This is a genomic window from Paenirhodobacter sp. CAU 1674 (genome assembly GCF_029222945.1).
Taxonomy (GTDB): domain Bacteria; phylum Pseudomonadota; class Alphaproteobacteria; order Rhodobacterales; family Rhodobacteraceae; genus Rhodobacter.
The window spans coordinates 244,297-262,498 of sequence record NZ_JARHUH010000002.1; the positions used below are offsets into that span (position 1 = coordinate 244,297).

Sequence of the window (18,202 nt, forward strand, 5' to 3'; positions counted from 1 at the left end):
GATGTTGGATACGAAGAACCCCGCCACTGGCGGGGTTCTTGTTGCGTTTCGGGGGCGATCAGCGCGTCGGAACTGGGGTTTCGCCGCGATAGTCGTAGAACCCGCGCCCGGTCTTGCGCCCGAGCCAGCCAGCCTCGACATATTTCGTCAGAAGCGGGCAGGGGCGGTATTTCGTATCCGCCAGCCCGTCGTGCAGCACATGCATGATCGCCAGGCAGGTATCGAGGCCGATGAAATCGGCCAGTTCCAGCGGGCCCATCGGATGGTTCGCGCCCAGTTTCATCGACTCGTCGATCGAGCGGACGTTGCCGACGCCTTCATACAGCGTATAGACTGCCTCGTTGATCATCGGCACCAGAATCCGGTTGACGATGAAGGCCGGGAAGTCTTCGGCCGAAGCCGAGGTCTTGCCGATCCGGGCGATCACGTCGAGCATGATCTGATAGGTTTCGTCGTCGGTGGCGATGCCGCGGATCAGTTCGACCAGTTGCATCACCGGCACCGGGTTCATGAAGTGCATGCCGATGAATTTCTCGGGGCGGTCGGTTTTCGAGGCCAGACGCGTGATCGAGATCGACGAGGTGTTCGAGGCCAGCAGCGTCGTCGGTTTCAGATGCGGCACCAGCGTCGCGAAAATCGTGTCCTTGACCGATTCACGTTCGGTCGCGGCCTCGATCACCAGATCGGTCTGCCCAAGATCGGTCAGCGTCAGCGTGGTCTTGATGCGGGCTTGCGCGGCGGTCTTGTCCGCTTCGGAAATCTTGCCGCGCGACACCTGCCGCGCCATGTTTTTCTCGATCACGGCAAGGGCCTTGTCCAGGCTCTCTTGCGCGATGTCATTCATCAGAACGTTGTAACCGGCCAGCGCGAAAACATGGGCGATCCCGTTGCCCATCTGCCCTGCGCCAACGATCCCTACCGTTTCAATCGCCATTTCTTCACCTCATGTGATTGCGTCTCGACCATACGCATGCTGCAGTGCAGCGCGCAAGGCTTTCCGGGACGATGGCACAGAACACTTAAGGGATTGTGTCGTATTTTCGCTTTATCCCTTTCGAAAGGCTTGGCGCGCAATCTCCACCTTGGGTGAGTCGAAAACTGAGGTGGGATTATGGCTTTCGAATATGCGGGCGATGGCGCCCTGGACTATTTTCCGTGTCGCTATGGCAGATCGAAACTGCTGTTTCGCGGGCCGCGCCGCGATCTTGCGCGGCCTTTCGTGGCGGCACTGGGCGGGTCCGAGACCTATGGAAAATTCGTGGCAGAGCCCTGGCCTGCGCTGCTGGAAGACAAGTTGCAGATGCCGGTCGTCAATTTCGGCTATCTCAACGCGGGGATCGACGTTTTCGCCAACGAACCCCAGGTGGGCGAGATGTCGCGCCTGGCCCGTGTGACGGTGATTCAGTTGATGGGGGCGCAGAACGTCTCGAACCGGTTCTACGCTGTGCATCCGCGGCGGAATGATCGTTTCCTGCGGGCGTCGAACCTGATGCGCGCAGTATTCAGCGAGATCGACTTCACCGAATTCAACTTTACGCGCCATCTTCTGCTGGCTTTGCGCGAACGGGCACCGGATCGCTTCGGGCCGCTGGTTGCGGAATTGCAGGCGGCCTGGATCGCGCGGATGACGGCGATGCTGGACAAGATCGAAGGGCGCAAGGTGTTGCTCTGGCTGGGCGATTACCGCGATCCGTCGTTGCGCGACGCTCTGGGTTGCGAGCCGCTGCTGGTAACGTCCGAGATGGTGGATCGGCTGCGGCCGCTGGCCGATGCGGTGGTCAGGGTCGACCCCTCGCTGACGGCGCGCAGTTCGGGCTCTGCCGGGATGCATTTCGGCCCGATGGAAGAACCCGCGGCGGCCACGATGCCGGGACCGATGGTGCATGAAGAGGTGGCTGCGGCGCTGGCGCCGGTGCTGGCGGGGTTGCTGTAAGCGGGGCGCGCGGCATATGCAAAAGCCCCGCCAGAGTGGCGGGGCTTTCCGATTTCGCCTCCGGCGGGAGTATTTTTGCCAAGAAAAAGACGTGGCTTTTCATCTTGGCCCGAAATATCTCGGGGGTCCGGGGGCAGGGCCCCCGGCTGGTGCGTCACAGCTTGCTGGTCAATTCCGGCACAGCCTGGAACAGGTCTGCGACGAGTCCGTAGTCTGCGACCTGGAAGATCGGGGCTTCTTCGTCCTTGTTGATGGCGACGATGATCTTGCTGTCCTTCATCCCCGCAAGGTGCTGGATCGCGCCCGAGATGCCGCAGGCGATGTAGAGCTCCGGCGCCACGACCTTGCCGGTCTGCCCGACCTGCCAGTCGTTCGGTGCAAAGCCCGAATCCACCGCCGCGCGCGACGCGCCGACAGCGGCGCCGAGCTTGTCGGCCAGGCCCGCGATCAGTGCGAAATCGGCCTCGCTGCCGACGCCGCGGCCGCCCGAGACCACGATCTTCGCCGAGGTCAGTTCCGGGCGGTCGGAGGCCGCCACCTTGTCCTCGACCCAAGTGCTCAGGCCCTTGTCGCCGACCGCAGCCGCGGCCTCGACCGGGGCCGAACCGCCCGCGCCCGCCGCCTCGAAAGCCGTCGCGCGGATCGTGGCAACCTTGATCTTGTCCGAGGATTTCACCGTCTGGATCGCGTTGCCCGCGTAGATCGGGCGCTCGAACGTGTCGGCATCGACCACGCCGATCACATCCGAGATCACCATTACATCCAAGAGCGCGGCCACGCGCGGCAGCAGGTTCTTGGCATCGGCCGTCGCCGGGGCGACGATATGGGTGAAGCCACCGGCGAGCGACACGACCAGATCGGCCAGCGGCTCGGCCAGGCCATGCGCATAAGCCGCGTCATCGGCGGTCAGCACCTTGGCCACGCCATCGAGCGCCGCGAACGGCGCCGCATCGACGCCCGCACCGGCCACCAGCACCGTCACCGGGCCCATCTTCTTGGCCGCGCTCAGCGCCTTGGCGGTCGCGTCGAGGCTGTTCACTTCAGCAATCAGAAGAACCGACATCACAGAACCCCCGCGTCTTTCAGTTTCGCCACCAGCTCGTCGACCGAGCCCACCTTGATACCAGCCGAACGGCCCGCCGGTTCGGCGGTCTTCACGACGCTGAGGCGCGGCGTGACATCGACGCCGTAATCGGCCGCGGTCTTTTCATCGAGCGGTTTCTTCTTGGCTTTCATGATGTTGGGCAGCGAGGCATAGCGCGGCTCGTTCAGGCGCAGGTCGGCCGTCACGATCGCCGGCAGCTTGACCGAGATCGTCTGCAGACCGCCATCGACCTCGCGCGTCACTTTCGCGCTGTCGCCGGCAATCTCGACCTCGGAGGCAAAGGTCGCCTGACCCCAGCCCAGCAGCGCCGCCAGCATCTGGCCCGTCGCGTTCATGTCGTTGTCGATCGCCTGCTTGCCCGCGATCACCAGGCCGGGGGCCTCGTCGGCCACCACTTTCGCCAGGATCTTGGCCACCGCCAGCGGCTCGATATCCTGATGCACGTCGTCGGCAGCCACCACCAGGATCGCCCGGTCCGCGCCCATCGCCAGCGCCGTGCGCAGCGTTTCCTGCGCCTGCTTCACGCCCACCGAAACCACCACGATCTCGGACGCGGCGCCCTTCTCTTTCAGACGGATCGCCTCTTCAACGGCAATCTCGTCGAACGGGTTCATCGACATCTTTACGTTCGCAAGATCGACACCGCTACCGTCCGCCTTCACGCGAACCTTCACGTTATAGTCGATCACGCGCTTCACAGGCACCAGTACCTTCATGGGCGAGTGTCTCCCTACCTTTGATTCCGCCCGCACAGGGCGGGCCACAAGCTCTCGGCAATTTTGTTACAAGACCAAAACAGCGAGGGACAGTATAAAATCGACGCAATCCCCTGTCGCAACGTCACGTCGCAGGCCGTTTGCGCAATCTGTGCCGGTTTGGGTGGCAGGCGGGCGGGCCTAGCGGTTGCCCCCCGGCACCCAAAGCACATCGGCGCGCCCTTCGTCATTGGCAATGCGCGCGGCGCAGAAGAACCAGTCGGACAGCCGGTTGAGATATTTCACCGCCAAGGGATTGGCGGTATCGGTGGCGGCCAGTGCGGTTGCCTCGCGTTCGGCGCGGCGCGCGACGGTGCGGCACAGGTGCAGATGCGCGGCCAGCGGGGTGCCGCCGGGCAGGATGAAGCTGCGCAGCGGTTCGAGCCGGGCAACCATCGCGTCGATTTCGGATTCCAGCCTGGTCAACTGGGTCTCGATCACGCGCAGCACGGGGTATCCGGCTTCGGCGTCTTTTTCCATTGCCGGGCGGGCCAGATCGGCGCCCAGGTCGAACAGATCGTTCTGGATGCGTGCCAGCGCGGCGTTGGTGTCGTCATCCGCATGCAGCCGGGCCAGCCCCAGAGTCGCGTTCAACTCGTCCACGGTGCCATAGGCCGCGACACGCAGATCGTGCTTGGCCACGCGCGAGCCATCGGCCAGTGCGGTCTGTCCGGCATCACCGGTTTTGGTATAGATACGATTGAGAACGACCATGGATCAGCCTCCTTTTCGGAGCCAGACAAACAGCAAAATCAGACAGATCGCAACCGCCTGGGCCGCGATCCGCAGTCGCATCAGCTTGTTGGCGTGCTTGCGGTTGAAATCGCCGCCCCTGGCAAAACCGCCAATGCCGATCATCAGAATGATCAGCACGGCAAAGCTTGCGGCGGCAACGACGTAGAAAAGCGGATCGTTGCGCATCTGTCCTCCCTGTTCGGTCCCACAGTAGCGGGCGGGCGAGGAAAATCGAGAGGTTTATCCGATCAGGCCTTCGCCATCAGCCAATCCAGCACACGGCCGGGCAGCAGGCGGCGGGCAAGGGCGGCAATCCAGGTGGCCTTGGTCACATAGTAATGGCCGCGCGGGTTCGGCACGGTCAGTGCTGTCAGGATCGCCTGGGTGACGGCCGAGGGCGGGAGTTCGAACGTGTCCTTCTTGCCCGAGGGTTCATAAAGGCGCTTGAGCAGCGAGGTTTCATATTGGTCGCGCCGGGCCGAATTGCGCCAGTCGATCCAGCGTTCGAAATGGGGAATCGCATTCAGGCGGAAGCGGGTCGGGATCGGGCCGGGGTTGATCAGCACGATCTTGATATTGGTGTCGCGCATTTCCAGGCGCAGCACATCGGTCAGCCCTTCCAGCGCGAATTTCGTCGCGACATAGGCGCCGCGCCAGCGGATGCCCACCAGTCCCAGCACCGAGGAACACTGCAGGATGCGGCCGTGGCCCTGGGCACGCATCACCTTGATCGCGCGGGTGGTCAGGTCGTGCAGGCCGAAAAGGTTGGTTTCGAAAATCTCGCGCAGCGCGCCGGCGGGCAGGTCTTCGAGCGCGCCGGGGCAGGCGTAGGCCGCGTTGTTGTAAAGCGCGTCAAGCCGTCCGCCCGCCCGGGCCAGCGCTTCGTTGAAGCCCGCCTCGATCGAGGCCGGATCGGCAACGTCGAGCGGAAACGAGATCAGCCCCTCTGCGCGCAGCCGGGCGCAATCTTCCTCGCGCCGGCAGGTGGCCAGAACTTTCCAGCCCGCGGCCTTGAGCCCATGCGCGGCATCATAACCGATGCCCGAAGAACAGCCGGTAATCAGGATTGTCTTGGTCATGGTCTGGCGCCCCGCAATGATCGTTGCAACCGGGATAGGGGGCGCGGTGCAACTGTGCAAGGCGATCCGGGCGACTGGTGTGCCCGCTCAGTTTGCGGGGGCCAGCAGCTTGCGCGAAACCCAGCCTTCGATCCGAATCCTGACCCAGGGCGCGCTGCTGTCGGAGACCACCAGAACCTCTTCGCCGCGGCTGATCCGGTCGACCACCGGATTGCCGGTCGAAGGGCCGGAACGCACATTCAACCGGTTGGCGGTGACGACCCAAAGGGAGGCGGCGGCGGAAGCCTCGGTCAAGGCAGCCTTCTGTGCATGTTCGGGGGAGGGGCGCAACGCGGGGCCGGGCATGCGCACCAAGCGTGCCGGTGTGACCAGCGGCGCAGGCACCGGGTCGGATTGGCTGAGGCTGATCGTTTCAGGGCTGGCAACGGACGCCTGCACGATTTCGGGCGCAGCACTTTCCGCGGGGCCTTGCGCCATGATCCGCGCGCCCTCTTCGCCGTCACGTCCTGCGATCAACTGCACCAAGAATATCGCAATCAACGTGTAAAACGTCATCTTGAACATCTGACTACCCCCGAGACTCACTACTTTTTCATTTTAGCATATTTTTTGGTCGGTTTCCTTGACGGAACCCTTGGGCCGCCGATTTGTTCCGCCAAGGGAAAAAAGTTTCCGTCTGGACCGGGCGCGTGGCGCGCTTTACACCCGGGGGCATGAGCGAAAATGATGACGACCTGCCCGTTTCCCTGACCTCCGAGCCGCTGAGCCGCGCGATTGGCGAGCGCTATCTGACCTATGCGCTGTCGACGATCATGCACCGGGCGCTGCCCGATGCGCGCGACGGGTTGAAGCCCGTGCATCGCCGCATCCTCTATGCGATGCGCGAGTTGAAGTTGTCGCCAACCGGGGGCTTCCGCAAATCGGCCAAGATTTCGGGCGACGTGATGGGGAACTATCACCCGCATGGCGATGCCGCGATCTATGATGCGATGGCGCGTCTGGCGCAGGATTTCGCGATGCGCTACCCGCTGGTCGACGGGCAGGGCAACTTCGGTAATATCGACGGCGACAACCCTGCCGCCAGCCGTTATACCGAGGCCCGCCTGGCGCACCCGTCCGAGGCATTGCTGGAGGGGCTGGCCGAAAACGCCGTCGATTTCCGCCCGAACTATGACGGCACGCTGGAAGAGCCGGTGGTCTTGCCTGCGGCCTTCCCGAACCTGCTGGCCAATGGCTCGTCCGGGATCGCGGTCGGGATGGCGACGAACATTCCGCCGCATAACCTGCATGAGCTGATCGACGGCTGTTTCGCGCTGATCAAGACCCCGGATCTGTCGGATGAGGCGCTGGTCGAACTGGTGCCGGGGCCGGATTTCCCGACCGGCGGCGTGCTGGTCGAACCGCGCGAGAGCATTCTGGAGAATTACCGCAGCGGGCGGGGCGCGTTCCGGTTGCGCGCCCGTTGGGAGGTCGAGGATCTGGGCCGCGGCATGTGGCAGATCGTGGTCACCGAGATCCCCTATCAGGTGCAGAAATCCAAGCTGATCGAGCGGCTGGCCGAACTGATCCAGACCAAGAAGGTGCCCGCGCTGGCCGATGTGCGCGACGAAAGCGCCGAGGATGTGCGCATCGTGCTGGAACCGCGCACCCGCACGGTCGAACCCGCGCAACTGATGGGCATGCTGTTCCGCAGCTCGGATCTGGAACTGCGGTTCAACATGAACATGAACGTGCTGATCGACGGGCGGGTGCCGAAGGTCTGCAGCCTGAAAGAGGTGCTGCGCGCGTTTCTGGACCATCGCCGCGACGTGCTGTGCCGCCGGTCCGAGCATCGGCTGGACAAGATCGCGCACCGACTCGAGGTGCTGAACGGCTATATCATCGCCTATCTGAATCTGGATCGGGTGATCGAAATCATCCGCACCGAGGACGAGCCCAAGCCCGCGCTGATGGCGGAAAACTGGGCGGTGGTGGATGGCGAGCGCGCCTTCCTGACCGAGGTGCAGGCCGAGGCGATCCTGAACATGCGCCTGCGCAGCCTGCGCAAGCTTGAAGAGATGGAGTTGCGCAACGAACGCGATGCGCTGATGGCCGAGCGCGCCGATCTGCAGGGGCTGCTGGCCTCGGAGCGCGAGCAGTGGAAACGGATCACCGCACAGCTGAAAGAAGTGCAAAAGCAGTTCGGCAAGGCCACCGCGATGGGCGCGCGGCGCACCAGTTTCGGGGATGCGGCCGAGGTCGAGGATGTGCCGATCGAGGCGATGATCGAGCGCGAGCCGATCACCGTGATCCTGTCGAAGATGGGCTGGGTGCGGGCACTCAAGGGGCATCAGCCGCTGGATGCCGAGGTCAAGTTCAAGGATGGCGACGGGCCGCTGTTTGCGCTGCATGCCGAAACCACCGACCGGATCGTGGCGCTGGGGTCGAACGGGCGGGCGTTCACCGTGCTGGGCGCCAACCTGCCCGGCGGGCGCGGCATGGGCGAGCCGCTGCGGCTGATCGTCGATCTGCCGAACGAGGCCGAGATCACCCATCTGGTCATTCCCAAAGCCGGCGAGAAATATCTGCTGGCCTCTTCGGACGGCGACGGGTTCGTGGTGCCGGGCGAAGAGCTGGTGGCGCAGACCCGCGCGGGCAAACAGGTGCTGAACATGCGCGAAGGCGCGCGCACGCAGGTTTGCCGCCCGGTTGTGGGCGATCATGTCGCGTGTGTCGGCGAAAATCGCAAGATGCTGGTCTTCGCGCTGGACGAACTGCCGGAAATGGCCCGCGGCAAAGGCGTCAGGTTGCAGAAATACAAGGATGGCGGGCTGTCGGACGCGATCACTTTCGCGCTTGCAGACGGGCTGAGCTGGAAAGATCCGGCGGGGCGCACCCGGTCCGAGACGGACCTAGGCGAATGGCTGGCCAAGCGGGCCAGCGCCGGCCGGATGGCGCCGCGCGGTTTCCCGCGGGACAATCGCTTCTGCTGACGGGGCCGGGCGCAAGCCCGGTCTTTGGCCGATGCCGCGGCCGCGTCGCACGGGCGCGGCCGCGATGCCATGGTGCGCTGGCCACAGGCGCGTGGCGCATTGCGCCGCGCTGGCGGGGAATGCACGAAGCGGGCTTGATTTTTCTCCTTCGGGGCAATAGGTAGCGCGCGATATTGACTCGGGCCAATTCCGGCCCCCGAACCAGAGGCGCCCGCGACATGGCAAAGGCAAAGTTTGAACGGAACAAACCGCACGTCAACATCGGCACGATTGGCCACGTTGACCACGGGAAGACCACTCTGACGGCAGCGATCACCAAGTATTTTGGTGAGTTCAAAGCCTACGACCAGATTGACGGTGCGCCGGAAGAGAAAGCGCGCGGGATCACGATCTCGACCGCGCACGTTGAATACGAGACGGCGAACCGTCACTACGCGCACGTCGACTGCCCCGGCCACGCGGACTATGTGAAGAACATGATCACGGGTGCGGCGCAGATGGACGGCGCGATCCTGGTTGTGAACGCGGCCGACGGCCCGATGCCGCAGACGCGCGAGCACATCCTGCTCGGCCGTCAGGTCGGCATCCCCTACATGGTCGTGTACATGAACAAGGTCGACCAGGTTGACGACGAAGAGCTGCTCGAACTGGTCGAGATGGAAATCCGCGAACTGCTGTCGTCCTACGACTACCCCGGCGACGACATTCCGATCATCAAGGGCTCGGCTCTGGCCGCTCTGGAAGGCCGTGACCCGGAAATCGGCGAGAACTCGATCCGCGCGCTGCTGGCCGCTGTCGACGAATACATCCCGACCCCCGAGCGCGCTGTCGACCAGCCGTTCCTGATGCCGATCGAAGACGTGTTCTCGATCTCGGGCCGCGGCACGGTTGTGACCGGCCGTGTGGAGCGTGGCGCTGTGAACGTGGGCGACGAACTGGAAATCGTGGGTATCCGCGCGACCAAGAAGACGACCTGCACGGGCGTCGAGATGTTCCGCAAGCTGCTGGATCGCGGTGAAGCGGGCGACAACATCGGCGCGCTGCTGCGCGGTGTCGACCGTGACGGCGTTGAGCGTGGTCAGGTTCTGTGCAAGCCGGGTTCGGTGAAGCCGCACACGAAGTTCGAAGCTGAAGCCTACATCCTCACCAAAGAGGAAGGTGGTCGTCACACGCCGTTCTTCGCGAACTACCGTCCGCAGTTCTACTTCCGCACGACCGACGTGACCGGGACCGTGAAACTGCCGGAAGGCACCGAGATGGTGATGCCGGGCGACAACCTGAAGTTCGAAGTCGAACTGATCGCCCCGATCGCGATGGAAGAAAAACTGCGCTTCGCCATCCGCGAAGGCGGCCGCACCGTCGGCGCTGGCGTCGTCTCGAAAATCATCGAGTGATTTCGATCACATCGTGACGGAAGGGCCGCCTTCGGGCGGCCCTTTTGCATTTTGCCGCCGTCATGCGTGGGGGCGATCTTTCCGCCCGCTCTGGCGTTTTGCCCGGCCCGGACGGGATTTCGTCCCTCCATGCTGCGGCTTCGGGGTGGGGCAGGTCAGGGCCGCTGCACATGAAATCGCGCAAGGTTACAGTTCACGCGCAGTTTGCTGCAAATCGCTCTTGATTTCCGTCGCAGGCTTCTTTAGCACGCCCCTCACGGCACAGGGGTTTAGCTCAGTTGGTAGAGCATCGGTCTCCAAAACCGAGGGTCGTGGGTTCGAGTCCCCCAGCCCCTGCCAAGCCGTCCTTCCCGAAATCTGCATGATCTCGCTGCGACGTGTCGCGCCAAAGTGCTTGAAACCGCCCGCGCAACCGCGTATCTGGGCGCGGTCGCATGGCTTGGGGTCATGCACGCCAGAACAAGGATAAGACGCATGGCAAACCCTCTTCAGTTTCTGAGCCAGGTCCGCTCGGAAGTGGGCAAGATCTCGTGGCCGACGCGCCGCGAAGTGCTGCTGACCACGGGCATGGTCTTTGTCATGGCGGCGCTGACGGCGCTGTTCTTCTCGCTGGTGGATTGGGTGATCCGGTTCGGCGTCGCCCAGATCATCGGCTGAGCGCGGCCCGCCCGCAGCGCCGTAATGCCGGTTCGGCCCGTTAACGGGCTTGAAATCAAAGGCTTTGGGGGGTAAAGGGGCGGAACTCTGGACAACGGGCGCGCATCGATTCGGATGATGCGCGCTGTTTTTTGTTCGGGTCGGGCGGGGTAACCCGTTGATGTAATGGAATTTTCGGCGGTTACCGTCGGTGGAAGAAGGCAAGGCAGAGCATGGCGAAGCGGTGGTATTCGGTAAGCGTTCTCTCGAATTTCGAGAAGAAAGTTGCCGAGCAGATCAAGCAGGCCGTCGTGGAAAAGGGCCTTGAGGACGAGATCGAAGAAGTTCTCGTGCCCACCGAAGAGGTGATCGAGATTCGCCGTGGCAAGAAGGTCACGTCGGAGCGCCGCTTCATGCCGGGCTATGTGCTCGTGCGGATGGACATGACGGACAAGGGGTATCACCTGATTACCTCGATCAACCGGGTGACCGGGTTCCTGGGCCCGCAGGGTCGGCCGATGCCAATGCGCGATGCCGAGGTGAACCAGATCCTGAACCGCGTCGATGAATCGGGCGAGGCCGCCGCGCCGCGCAGCCTGATCCGCTTCGAGGTGGGTGAGAATGTGAACGTGACCGACGGCCCGTTCGAGGGCTTCTCGGGCATGGTCGAAGAGGTCGACGACGCCGCGGGCCGCCTGAAGGTCACGGTGTCGATCTTTGGTCGGCCGACGCCGGTCGAACTGGAATTCACCCAGGTGTCGAAAGCCGCCTGAGTGGGAGCCGTGGGAGGCGAGGGGGTCTGACAAGGCGCCCGGACCGCACCACTAAACTTCGCGCCGCAGGGTGTGACAGTGATAAAGGAGAGGCCACATGGCCAAGAAAGTCATCGGGCAGCTGAAGCTGCAAATCAAAGCGGGGCAGGCCAACCCTTCCCCGCCGGTTGGTCCGGCGCTGGGTCAGCGCGGCATCAACATCATGGAATTCTGCAAGGCGTTCAACGCCAAGACGCAGGAAATGGAAGCCGGTTCGCCGGTTCCGGTCGTGATTACCTATTACGCCGACAAATCCTTCACCTTCGAAACGAAGACCTCGCCGGCCTCGTTCCTGCTGAAAAAAGCCGCTGGCCTGAAGCCGGTCGGCAAGCGGAACCGTCCGAAAGGCTCGACCAAGCCGGGCCGTGAAGTCGCGGGCACCGTGACCGCCGCGCAGGTGCGTCAGATCGCCGAAGCGAAAATGAAGGACCTGTCGGCGAACGACGTCGAAGCCGCGATGCAGATCATCCTCGGCTCGGCACGTTCGATCGGTATCGAGGTGAAAGGGTAAGCCATGGCCAAGCTCGCTAAACGCACGGCCGCTGCGCGCGCCGCTTTCGAAGGCAAAGACAACATCACTGTTGAAGAAGCCGTCAAACTGATCAAATCGGCTGCCTCGGCGAAATTCGACGAGACGCTGGAAATCGCGATGAACCTGGGTGTCGACCCGCGTCACGCCGACCAGATGGTCCGCGGCGTGGTCCAGCTGCCCAACGGCACCGGCAAGGTGGTGCGCGTGGCCGTGTTCGCGCGTGGCGCCAAGGCTGACGAAGCCAAGGCCGCCGGTGCGGATATCGTCGGCGCCGAAGACCTGATGGAAACCATCCAGTCGGGCAAGATCGAATTCGATCGCTGCATCGCGACCCCGGACATGATGCCGCTGGTCGGCCGTCTGGGCAAGATCCTGGGCCCGCGCAACCTGATGCCGAACCCGAAAGTCGGCACCGTGACGATGGACGTGAAAGCGGCTGTCGAAGCGGCGAAAGGCGGCGAAGTGCAGTTCAAGGTCGAAAAAGCCGGCGTGATCCACGGCGGTATCGGCAAGGTGTCCTTCACCGAAGAAGCGCTGGCGCAGAACGTCCGCGCCTTCGTCGAAGCCGTGTCGAAAGCCAAGCCCGCGGGCGCGAAAGGCACCTACCTGAAGAAGGTGTCGCTCAGCTCGACCATGGGCCCGGGCGTTTCGCTCGACCTCGCGTCGGCGACCGCCAACTGAGAATTTGCCGGGCTTCGGCCCGGCGAATGACGGGGCGGAAACGCCCCGTCCTGTCCGAGACGGAGGGGGCCGGTTCACCGGCTTAATATCCTTCCTGAGATGGGGAACGAGAATTTCCGGGGCAAGCCTCGGGCGATCTCTCGGGAACCACTTGGACCCGAACCCCGGTTTCGGCCGGGGACAATGAGAGCCGGGGGGAAACCCCCAAACTTGGAGTGAAACTGTGGATAGAGCCCAGAAAGAGAAAGTGGTCGAGGAACTCGGCCAGATCTTTGAAAGCTCTGGCGTCGTGGTGGTTGCCCACTACGAAGGCATGACGGTTGCACAGATGCAGGACCTTCGCACGCGCATGCGTGACGTGGGTGGGTCCGTTCGCGTTGCCAAGAACACGCTCGCCAAGATCGCCCTGGAAGGCAAGCCCTGCGACAGCATGGCCAAACTTCTTTCGGGTATGACCGTTTTTGCCTATTCCGAGGACCCGGTCGCTGCGGCCAAGGTCGCGGTGGACTATGCCAAGGTGAACGAGAAGTTCGCCATCCTTGGCGGTGCCATGGGCAAAGACGCTCTGGATCCGGCCGGTGTCAAAGTTGTGGCTGCTATGCCGTCGCGTGAAGAGCTTATCGCTCAGATCGTGTCGTGCATCGGTGCCCCGGCTTCGAACATCGCCGGTGCCATTGGCGCGCCTGCTTCCAACATCGCGGGCATCCTCAAGACTCTTGAGGAGCGGGAAGCCGCCTGACGCAATCTTTTGCCTTCGTTGGGAAAAGCCCGACGTTGGAAAACCCTATATGAGAATGGAACGGAAAAATGGCCGATCTTAAAGCACTCGCCGAGCAAATCGTGAACCTCACGCTGCTGCAGGCGCAAGAACTGAAAACCATCCTGAAAGACGAATACGGCATCGAGCCGGCTGCCGGTGGCGCCGTCATGATGGCCGGCCCGGCCGCTGCTGCCGAAGCCGTCGAAGAAAAAACCGAATTCGACGTCGTTCTCGTCGAAGCCGGTGCGAACAAGATCAACGTGATCAAAGAAGTTCGCGCGATCACCGGCCTGGGCCTGAAAGAAGCCAAGGACCTGGTGGAAGCTGGCGGCAAAGTCAAAGAAGGCGCGGCGAAAGCCGAAGCCGAAGACATCAAGGGCAAGCTGGAAGCAGCTGGCGCGAAAGTCGAGCTCAAGTAATCAGACCGGATGCGCGTGCATCCGATCTACTGAAAAGGGCTGGGTCCGGGGCAACCCCGGGCCCAGCCGAACCTGTCTTGGAGAGCGCTTTCGCGAAAGTGTTTTCCAAGGCGGTGTTCACGGCTCGGGAGCCTTCCGGTGGGACGGGGGGCAAGTATGGGGCCGACCCCTTGATCGCCACGCGCCGCGCACCGGGCCCCGACGGTGTGCGCGCCTGCGAAAAGACGAAAGGTCACGACGAGCATGGCTCAAGCTTACGTTGGTCAGAAGCGTATCCGCCGTTACTATGGCAAAATCCGCGAAGTTCTTGAAATGCCGAACCTCATCGAGGTTCAGAAATCTTCCTATGATCTGTTCCTGCGCTCTGGCGATGCCGACAAGCCGCAGGACGGCGAAGGTATCCAGGGCGTTTTCCAGTCGGTTTTCCCGATCAAGGATTTCAACGACAATGCCATCCTCGAGTTCGTGAAATACGAGCTGGAAAAACCGAAATACGACGTCGACGAATGCCAGGCCCGCGACATGACCTATGCCGCGCCGCTGAAGGTGACGCTGCGTCTGATCGTGTTCGATGTCGATGAAACCACCGGCGCGCGGTCGGTCAAGGACATCAAGGAACAGGACGTGTTCATGGGCGACATGCCGCTCATGACGTCGAACGGCACGTTCATCGTGAACGGCACCGAGCGGGTCATCGTGAGCCAGATGCACCGTAGCCCGGGCGTGTTCTTCGACCATGACCGCGGCAAGACGCACTCCTCGGGCAAGCTGCTGTTCGCCTGCCGCATCATTCCCTATCGCGGCAGCTGGCTGGATTTCGAATTCGACGCCAAGGACCTGGTGTTCGCGCGCATCGACCGTCGCCGCAAACTGCCGGTGACCACGCTGCTTTATGCGCTGGGGCTGGACCAGGAAGGCATCATGGATGCCTATTACACCACCGTGAACTACCGCGCCGAGGGCAAGCGCGGCTGGGTCACGAAATTCTTCCCCGAGCGTGTGCGCGGCACCCGTCCGACCTATGACCTGATCGACGCCGCCACCGGCGAAGTGATCTGCAAGGCCGGCGACAAGATGACCCCGCGCATGGTCAAGAAGCTGATCGACGAGGCGAAGGTCACCGAACTGCTGGTGCCGTTCGAACACATCCTCGGCCGCTTCTGCGCCAAGGACATCATCAACGAGGACACCGGCTTCATCTATATCGAAGCGGGCGACGAGCTGACGGCCGAGTATGACAAGGAAGGTCAGCTGGTCGGCGGGTCGGTCAAGGTGCTGATGGACAACGGCATCACCGATATCCCGGTGCTGGACATCGACAACATCAACGTCGGTCCCTACATTCGCAACACGATGGCCGCGGACAAGAACATGAACCGCGATCAGGCGCTGATGGATATCTATCGCGTCATGCGTCCGGGCGAGCCGCCGACCGTCGAGGCCGCCTCGGCCCTGTTCGACACGCTGTTCTTCGACAGCGAGCGCTACGACCTGTCGGCCGTGGGTCGCGTCAAGATGAACATGCGTCTGAACCTGGATGCGCCGGACACCCAGCGGACCCTGCGTCGCGACGACATCATCGCCTGCATCAAGGGCCTGGTCGAACTGCGTGACGGCAAGGGCGAGATCGACGACATCGACCACCTGGGCAACCGCCGGGTGCGTTCGGTCGGCGAGCTGATGGAAAACCAGTATCGCGTCGGCCTGCTGCGCATGGAGCGCGCGATCAAGGAACGCATGTCCTCGGTCGAGATCGACACGGTGATGCCGCAGGACCTGATCAACGCGAAACCGGCTGCGGCTGCGGTTCGTGAATTCTTCGGCTCCTCGCAGCTGTCGCAGTTCATGGACCAGACCAACCCGCTGTCGGAAGTCACCCACAAGCGGCGTCTGTCGGCGCTTGGGCCGGGCGGTCTGACCCGCGAACGCGCGGGCTTCGAGGTGCGCGACGTTCACCCGACCCACTATGGACGGATGTGCCCGATTGAAACGCCGGAAGGTCAGAACATCGGTCTGATCAACTCGCTGGCCACCTTCGCCCGCGTGAACAAGTATGGCTTCATCGAGACCCCGTATCGCAAGGTTGAAGACGGCAAGGTGACCGACGAGGTCGTCTATATGTCGGCCACCGAAGAGATGCGCCACACCGTCGCGCAGGCCAACGCCGAGCTGGATGCAGACGGCAAGTTCGTCAACGATCTGGTCTCGACCCGTCAGTCGGGCGAATTCATGCTGAATCCTGTCGATGTCGTCGATCTGATCGACGTGTCGCCCAAGCAGCTGGTGTCGGTCGCGGCCGCGCTGATCCCGTTCCTGGAAAACGACGACGCCAACCGCGCTCTGATGGGGTCGAACATGCAACGTCAGGCGGTTCCGCTGCTGCGTTCCGAGGCGCCCTTCGTCGGCACCGGGATGGAAGCGGTCGTGGCGCGTGACTCCGGGGCGGCGATCATGGCGCGCCGCGGCGGCATCATCGACCAGGTCGATGCGCAGCGTATCGTTGTGCGCGCGACCGAAGGCCTGGGCATGGGCGATGCGGGCGTCGACATCTATCGTCTGCGCAAGTTCAAACGCTCGAACCAGTCCTCGACCATCAACCAGCGCCCGCTGGTGAAGGTGGGCGATACGGTTGCCACCGGTCAGGTCATCGCTGACGGTCCCTCGACCGATCAGGGCGAACTGGCGATCGGGCGCAACGTGGTCGTCGCGTTCATGCCGTGGAACGGTTACAACTACGAAGACTCGATCCTGATTTCGGAACGCATCCACCGCGACGACGTGTTCACCTCGATCCATATCGACGAATACGAAGTGGCGGCGCGCGACACGAAACTGGGGCCGGAAGAGATCACCCGCGACATCCCGAACGTCGGCGAGGAAGCGCTGCGCAACCTCGACGAGGCGGGCATCGTCTATATCGGTGCCGAGGTCGGCCCGGGCGATATTCTGGTTGGCAAGATCACCCCCAAGGGCGAAAGCCCGATGACGCCGGAAGAAAAACTTCTGCGCGCCATCTTCGGGGAAAAGGCGTCCGACGTGCGCGATACCTCGCTGCGTCTGCCGCCGGGGGCCTATGGCACGATCGTCGAAGTGCGGGTGTTCAACCGTCACGGCGTCGACAAGGACGAACGCGCGCTGCAGATTGAGCGTGAAGAAGTCGAACGTCTGGCCCGCGACCGCGACGACGAGCTGGCGATTCTGGAGCGCAACATCTACGCGCGCCTGAAAACGCTGATCCTGGGCAAGGTTGCCGTCAAAGGCCCGAAAGGCATCAAGCCGGGGTCCGAGATCAACGACGAACTGCTGGGCACGCTGAGCCGTGGTCAGTGGTGGCAGCTGGCGCTGGAAAACGAAGGCGATGCCAAGGAAGTCGAAGCGCTGAACGATCAGTTCGACGCGCAGAAACGCGCCCTTGAGCACCGTTTCGAAGACAAGGTCGAGAAAGTCCGTCAGGGCGACGATCTGCCTCCGGGCGTGATGAAGATGGTCAAGGTCTTCGTCGCCGTGAAGCGCAAGCTGCAAGCGGGCGACAAGATGGCCGGTCGTCACGGGAACAAAGGTGTCGTGTCGAAAGTCGTGCCGATGGAGGACATGCCGTTCCTTGCCGATGGCACCCCGGTCGACCTGGTGCTGAACCCGCTGGGCGTGCCGTCGCGGATGAACGTCGGTCAGATTCTGGAAACCCACATGGGGTGGGCATCGCGCGGTCTGGGTATCCAGATCGACGAGGCGCTGAAGGAATACCGTCGTTCGGGCGACCTGACCCCGGTGCGTGAGGCGATGCGTCACGGCTATGGCGACGAGACCTACGAAGAGACCTTCGCCGCGATGGAGCAGGACCGCTTCGTGGAATGCGCCGAGCATGTCCGCACCGGCGTGCCGATCGCGACCCCGGTCTTCGACGGCGCCAAGGAAGCCGACGTGAACGACGCCCTGCTGCGCGCGGGCTTCGACAAGTCGGGTCAGTCGATCGTGTTCGACGGCCGTACGGGCGACCAGTTCGCGCGTCCGGTCACCGTGGGCGTGAAATACTTCCTGAAGCTGCATCACCTTGTCGACGACAAGATGCACGCCCGTTCGACCGGGCCGTACTCGCTCGTCACGCAGCAGCCGCTGGGTGGTAAGGCGCAGTTCGGTGGTCAGCGTCTGGGTGAGATGGAGGTCTGGGCGCTGGAAGCTTACGGCGCCGCCTACACCCTGCAGGAAATGCTGACGGTGAAGTCGGATGACGTGGCGGGCCGGACCAAGGTCTATGAATCGATCGTCAAGGGCGAGGACAACTTCGAAGCCGGCGTGCCGGAATCGTTCAACGTTCTTGTCAAAGAGGTCCGGGGCCTCGGCCTCAACATGGAACTCCTGGATGCGGAGGATGACGAGTGAGGGCTTCGG

The 18,202-nt window shown here is 63.0% G+C and carries 17 protein-coding genes and 1 tRNA gene; 11 read left to right on the top strand and 7 right to left on the bottom strand.

Annotation, left to right across the window (positions count from 1 at the left end; genetic code table 11):
• Positions 1-58: 58 nt before the first annotated feature.
• Positions 59-934 (bottom strand): 3-hydroxybutyryl-CoA dehydrogenase, encoded by an 876-nt coding sequence (locus P2G62_RS03335; protein ID WP_275733450.1) that lies wholly within the window; start codon positions 932-934, stop codon positions 59-61.
• 177 nt (positions 935-1,111) lie between these two features.
• On the opposite strand from P2G62_RS03335, the gene P2G62_RS03340 reads away from it, so the two are divergent.
• On the top strand, positions 1,112-1,933 hold the full coding sequence (locus P2G62_RS03340; protein WP_275733451.1) for a DUF6473 family protein: 822 nt from the start codon (positions 1,112-1,114) through the stop codon (positions 1,931-1,933).
• A 154-nt stretch (positions 1,934-2,087) separates the two neighbouring features.
• Here the strand turns inward: P2G62_RS03340 and P2G62_RS03345 are convergent, their stop codons facing one another.
• From P2G62_RS03345 to P2G62_RS03370, 6 genes are all read right to left on the bottom strand, one after another.
• Positions 2,088-2,996, bottom strand: coding sequence for an FAD-binding protein (locus P2G62_RS03345; protein ID WP_275733452.1), 909 nt, complete (start codon positions 2,994-2,996; stop codon positions 2,088-2,090).
• The gene (locus tag P2G62_RS03350; protein WP_275733453.1) at positions 2,996-3,754 is read right to left on the bottom strand and encodes an electron transfer flavoprotein subunit beta/FixA family protein; all 759 of its coding nucleotides are present in this window, start codon (positions 3,752-3,754) and stop codon (positions 2,996-2,998) included. The genes P2G62_RS03345 and P2G62_RS03350 overlap by 1 nt, the downstream gene beginning before the upstream one ends.
• A gap of 180 nt (positions 3,755-3,934) precedes the next feature.
• Positions 3,935-4,507 carry a cob(I)yrinic acid a,c-diamide adenosyltransferase gene (locus P2G62_RS03355; protein ID WP_275733454.1) on the bottom strand — a complete coding sequence of 191 codons (573 nt, stop codon included), beginning with the start codon at positions 4,505-4,507 and terminating at the stop codon, positions 3,935-3,937.
• A 3-nt stretch (positions 4,508-4,510) separates the two neighbouring features.
• Positions 4,511-4,714 carry a twin transmembrane helix small protein gene (locus P2G62_RS03360; protein ID WP_275733455.1) on the bottom strand — a complete coding sequence of 68 codons (204 nt, stop codon included), beginning with the start codon at positions 4,712-4,714 and terminating at the stop codon, positions 4,511-4,513.
• A gap of 62 nt (positions 4,715-4,776) precedes the next feature.
• The gene (locus P2G62_RS03365; RefSeq protein WP_275733456.1) at positions 4,777-5,607 is read right to left on the bottom strand and encodes an SDR family NAD(P)-dependent oxidoreductase; all 831 of its coding nucleotides are present in this window, start codon (positions 5,605-5,607) and stop codon (positions 4,777-4,779) included.
• An 87-nt stretch (positions 5,608-5,694) separates the two neighbouring features.
• Positions 5,695-6,171, bottom strand: coding sequence for an SH3 domain-containing protein (locus tag P2G62_RS03370; protein ID WP_275733457.1), 477 nt, complete (start codon positions 6,169-6,171; stop codon positions 5,695-5,697).
• A gap of 149 nt (positions 6,172-6,320) precedes the next feature.
• Here P2G62_RS03370 and parC point away from each other — a divergent pair, with 149 nt between their 5' ends.
• From parC to rpoB, 10 genes are all read left to right on the top strand, one after another.
• Entirely contained in the window at positions 6,321-8,579 is a 2,259-nt protein-coding gene (gene parC, locus P2G62_RS03375) for a DNA topoisomerase IV subunit A (protein ID WP_275733458.1), read from the top strand.
• Positions 8,580-8,797: 218 nt separating this feature from the next.
• Positions 8,798-9,973, top strand: coding sequence for an elongation factor Tu (gene tuf / locus P2G62_RS03380; protein WP_275733459.1), 1,176 nt, complete (start codon positions 8,798-8,800; stop codon positions 9,971-9,973).
• 263 nt (positions 9,974-10,236) lie between these two features.
• A tRNA-Trp gene (locus P2G62_RS03385) sits at positions 10,237-10,312 on the top strand.
• Positions 10,313-10,447: 135 nt separating this feature from the next.
• Complete coding sequence (gene secE, locus P2G62_RS03390; protein WP_275733460.1) at positions 10,448-10,630, top strand: preprotein translocase subunit SecE; 183 nt, start codon at positions 10,448-10,450, stop codon at positions 10,628-10,630.
• A gap of 212 nt (positions 10,631-10,842) precedes the next feature.
• Positions 10,843-11,382, top strand: coding sequence for a transcription termination/antitermination protein NusG (gene nusG / locus P2G62_RS03395; RefSeq protein WP_275733461.1), 540 nt, complete (start codon positions 10,843-10,845; stop codon positions 11,380-11,382).
• A gap of 97 nt (positions 11,383-11,479) precedes the next feature.
• Positions 11,480-11,932 (top strand): 50S ribosomal protein L11, encoded by a 453-nt coding sequence (gene rplK / locus P2G62_RS03400; protein ID WP_275733462.1) that lies wholly within the window; start codon positions 11,480-11,482, stop codon positions 11,930-11,932.
• Positions 11,933-11,935: 3 nt separating this feature from the next.
• The gene (rplA, locus tag P2G62_RS03405; RefSeq protein ID WP_275733463.1) at positions 11,936-12,634 is read left to right on the top strand and encodes a 50S ribosomal protein L1; all 699 of its coding nucleotides are present in this window, start codon (positions 11,936-11,938) and stop codon (positions 12,632-12,634) included.
• Positions 12,635-12,857: 223 nt separating this feature from the next.
• A complete protein-coding gene (rplJ, locus tag P2G62_RS03410; RefSeq protein WP_275733464.1) occupies positions 12,858-13,373 on the top strand; it encodes a 50S ribosomal protein L10 in 516 nt (171 codons plus the stop codon).
• A gap of 68 nt (positions 13,374-13,441) precedes the next feature.
• Positions 13,442-13,813 (top strand): 50S ribosomal protein L7/L12, encoded by a 372-nt coding sequence (gene rplL / locus P2G62_RS03415; RefSeq protein WP_275733465.1) that lies wholly within the window; start codon positions 13,442-13,444, stop codon positions 13,811-13,813.
• Positions 13,814-14,056: 243 nt separating this feature from the next.
• Positions 14,057-18,193 carry a DNA-directed RNA polymerase subunit beta gene (rpoB, locus tag P2G62_RS03420; RefSeq protein ID WP_275733466.1) on the top strand — a complete coding sequence of 1,379 codons (4,137 nt, stop codon included), beginning with the start codon at positions 14,057-14,059 and terminating at the stop codon, positions 18,191-18,193.
• Positions 18,194-18,202 lie beyond the last annotated feature (9 nt).

Bases quoted from the DNA above. Each gene is read 5' to 3' on its own strand.
- rplK (WP_275733462.1), top strand. From the start codon at position 11,480: ATGGCCAAGAAAGTCATCGGGCAGCTGAAGCTGCAAATCAAAGCGGGG.
- P2G62_RS03350 (WP_275733453.1), bottom strand. From the start codon at position 3,754: ATGAAGGTACTGGTGCCTGTGAAGCGCGTGATCGACTATAACGTGAAG.
- rpoB (WP_275733466.1), top strand. From the start codon at position 14,057: ATGGCTCAAGCTTACGTTGGTCAGAAGCGTATCCGCCGTTACTATGGC.
- P2G62_RS03365 (WP_275733456.1), bottom strand. From the start codon at position 5,607: ATGACCAAGACAATCCTGATTACCGGCTGTTCTTCGGGCATCGGTTAT.
- rplA (WP_275733463.1), top strand. From the start codon at position 11,936: ATGGCCAAGCTCGCTAAACGCACGGCCGCTGCGCGCGCCGCTTTCGAA.
- P2G62_RS03335 (WP_275733450.1), bottom strand. From the start codon at position 934: ATGGCGATTGAAACGGTAGGGATCGTTGGCGCAGGGCAGATGGGCAAC.
- P2G62_RS03340 (WP_275733451.1), top strand. From the start codon at position 1,112: ATGGCTTTCGAATATGCGGGCGATGGCGCCCTGGACTATTTTCCGTGT.
- secE (WP_275733460.1), top strand. From the start codon at position 10,448: ATGGCAAACCCTCTTCAGTTTCTGAGCCAGGTCCGCTCGGAAGTGGGC.
- tuf (WP_275733459.1), top strand. From the start codon at position 8,798: ATGGCAAAGGCAAAGTTTGAACGGAACAAACCGCACGTCAACATCGGC.
- parC (WP_275733458.1), top strand. From the start codon at position 6,321: ATGAGCGAAAATGATGACGACCTGCCCGTTTCCCTGACCTCCGAGCCG.
- P2G62_RS03355 (WP_275733454.1), bottom strand. From the start codon at position 4,507: ATGGTCGTTCTCAATCGTATCTATACCAAAACCGGTGATGCCGGACAG.
- rplL (WP_275733465.1), top strand. From the start codon at position 13,442: ATGGCCGATCTTAAAGCACTCGCCGAGCAAATCGTGAACCTCACGCTG.
- P2G62_RS03370 (WP_275733457.1), bottom strand. From the start codon at position 6,171: ATGTTCAAGATGACGTTTTACACGTTGATTGCGATATTCTTGGTGCAG.
- P2G62_RS03360 (WP_275733455.1), bottom strand. From the start codon at position 4,714: ATGCGCAACGATCCGCTTTTCTACGTCGTTGCCGCCGCAAGCTTTGCC.
- P2G62_RS03345 (WP_275733452.1), bottom strand. From the start codon at position 2,996: ATGTCGGTTCTTCTGATTGCTGAAGTGAACAGCCTCGACGCGACCGCC.
- nusG (WP_275733461.1), top strand. From the start codon at position 10,843: ATGGCGAAGCGGTGGTATTCGGTAAGCGTTCTCTCGAATTTCGAGAAG.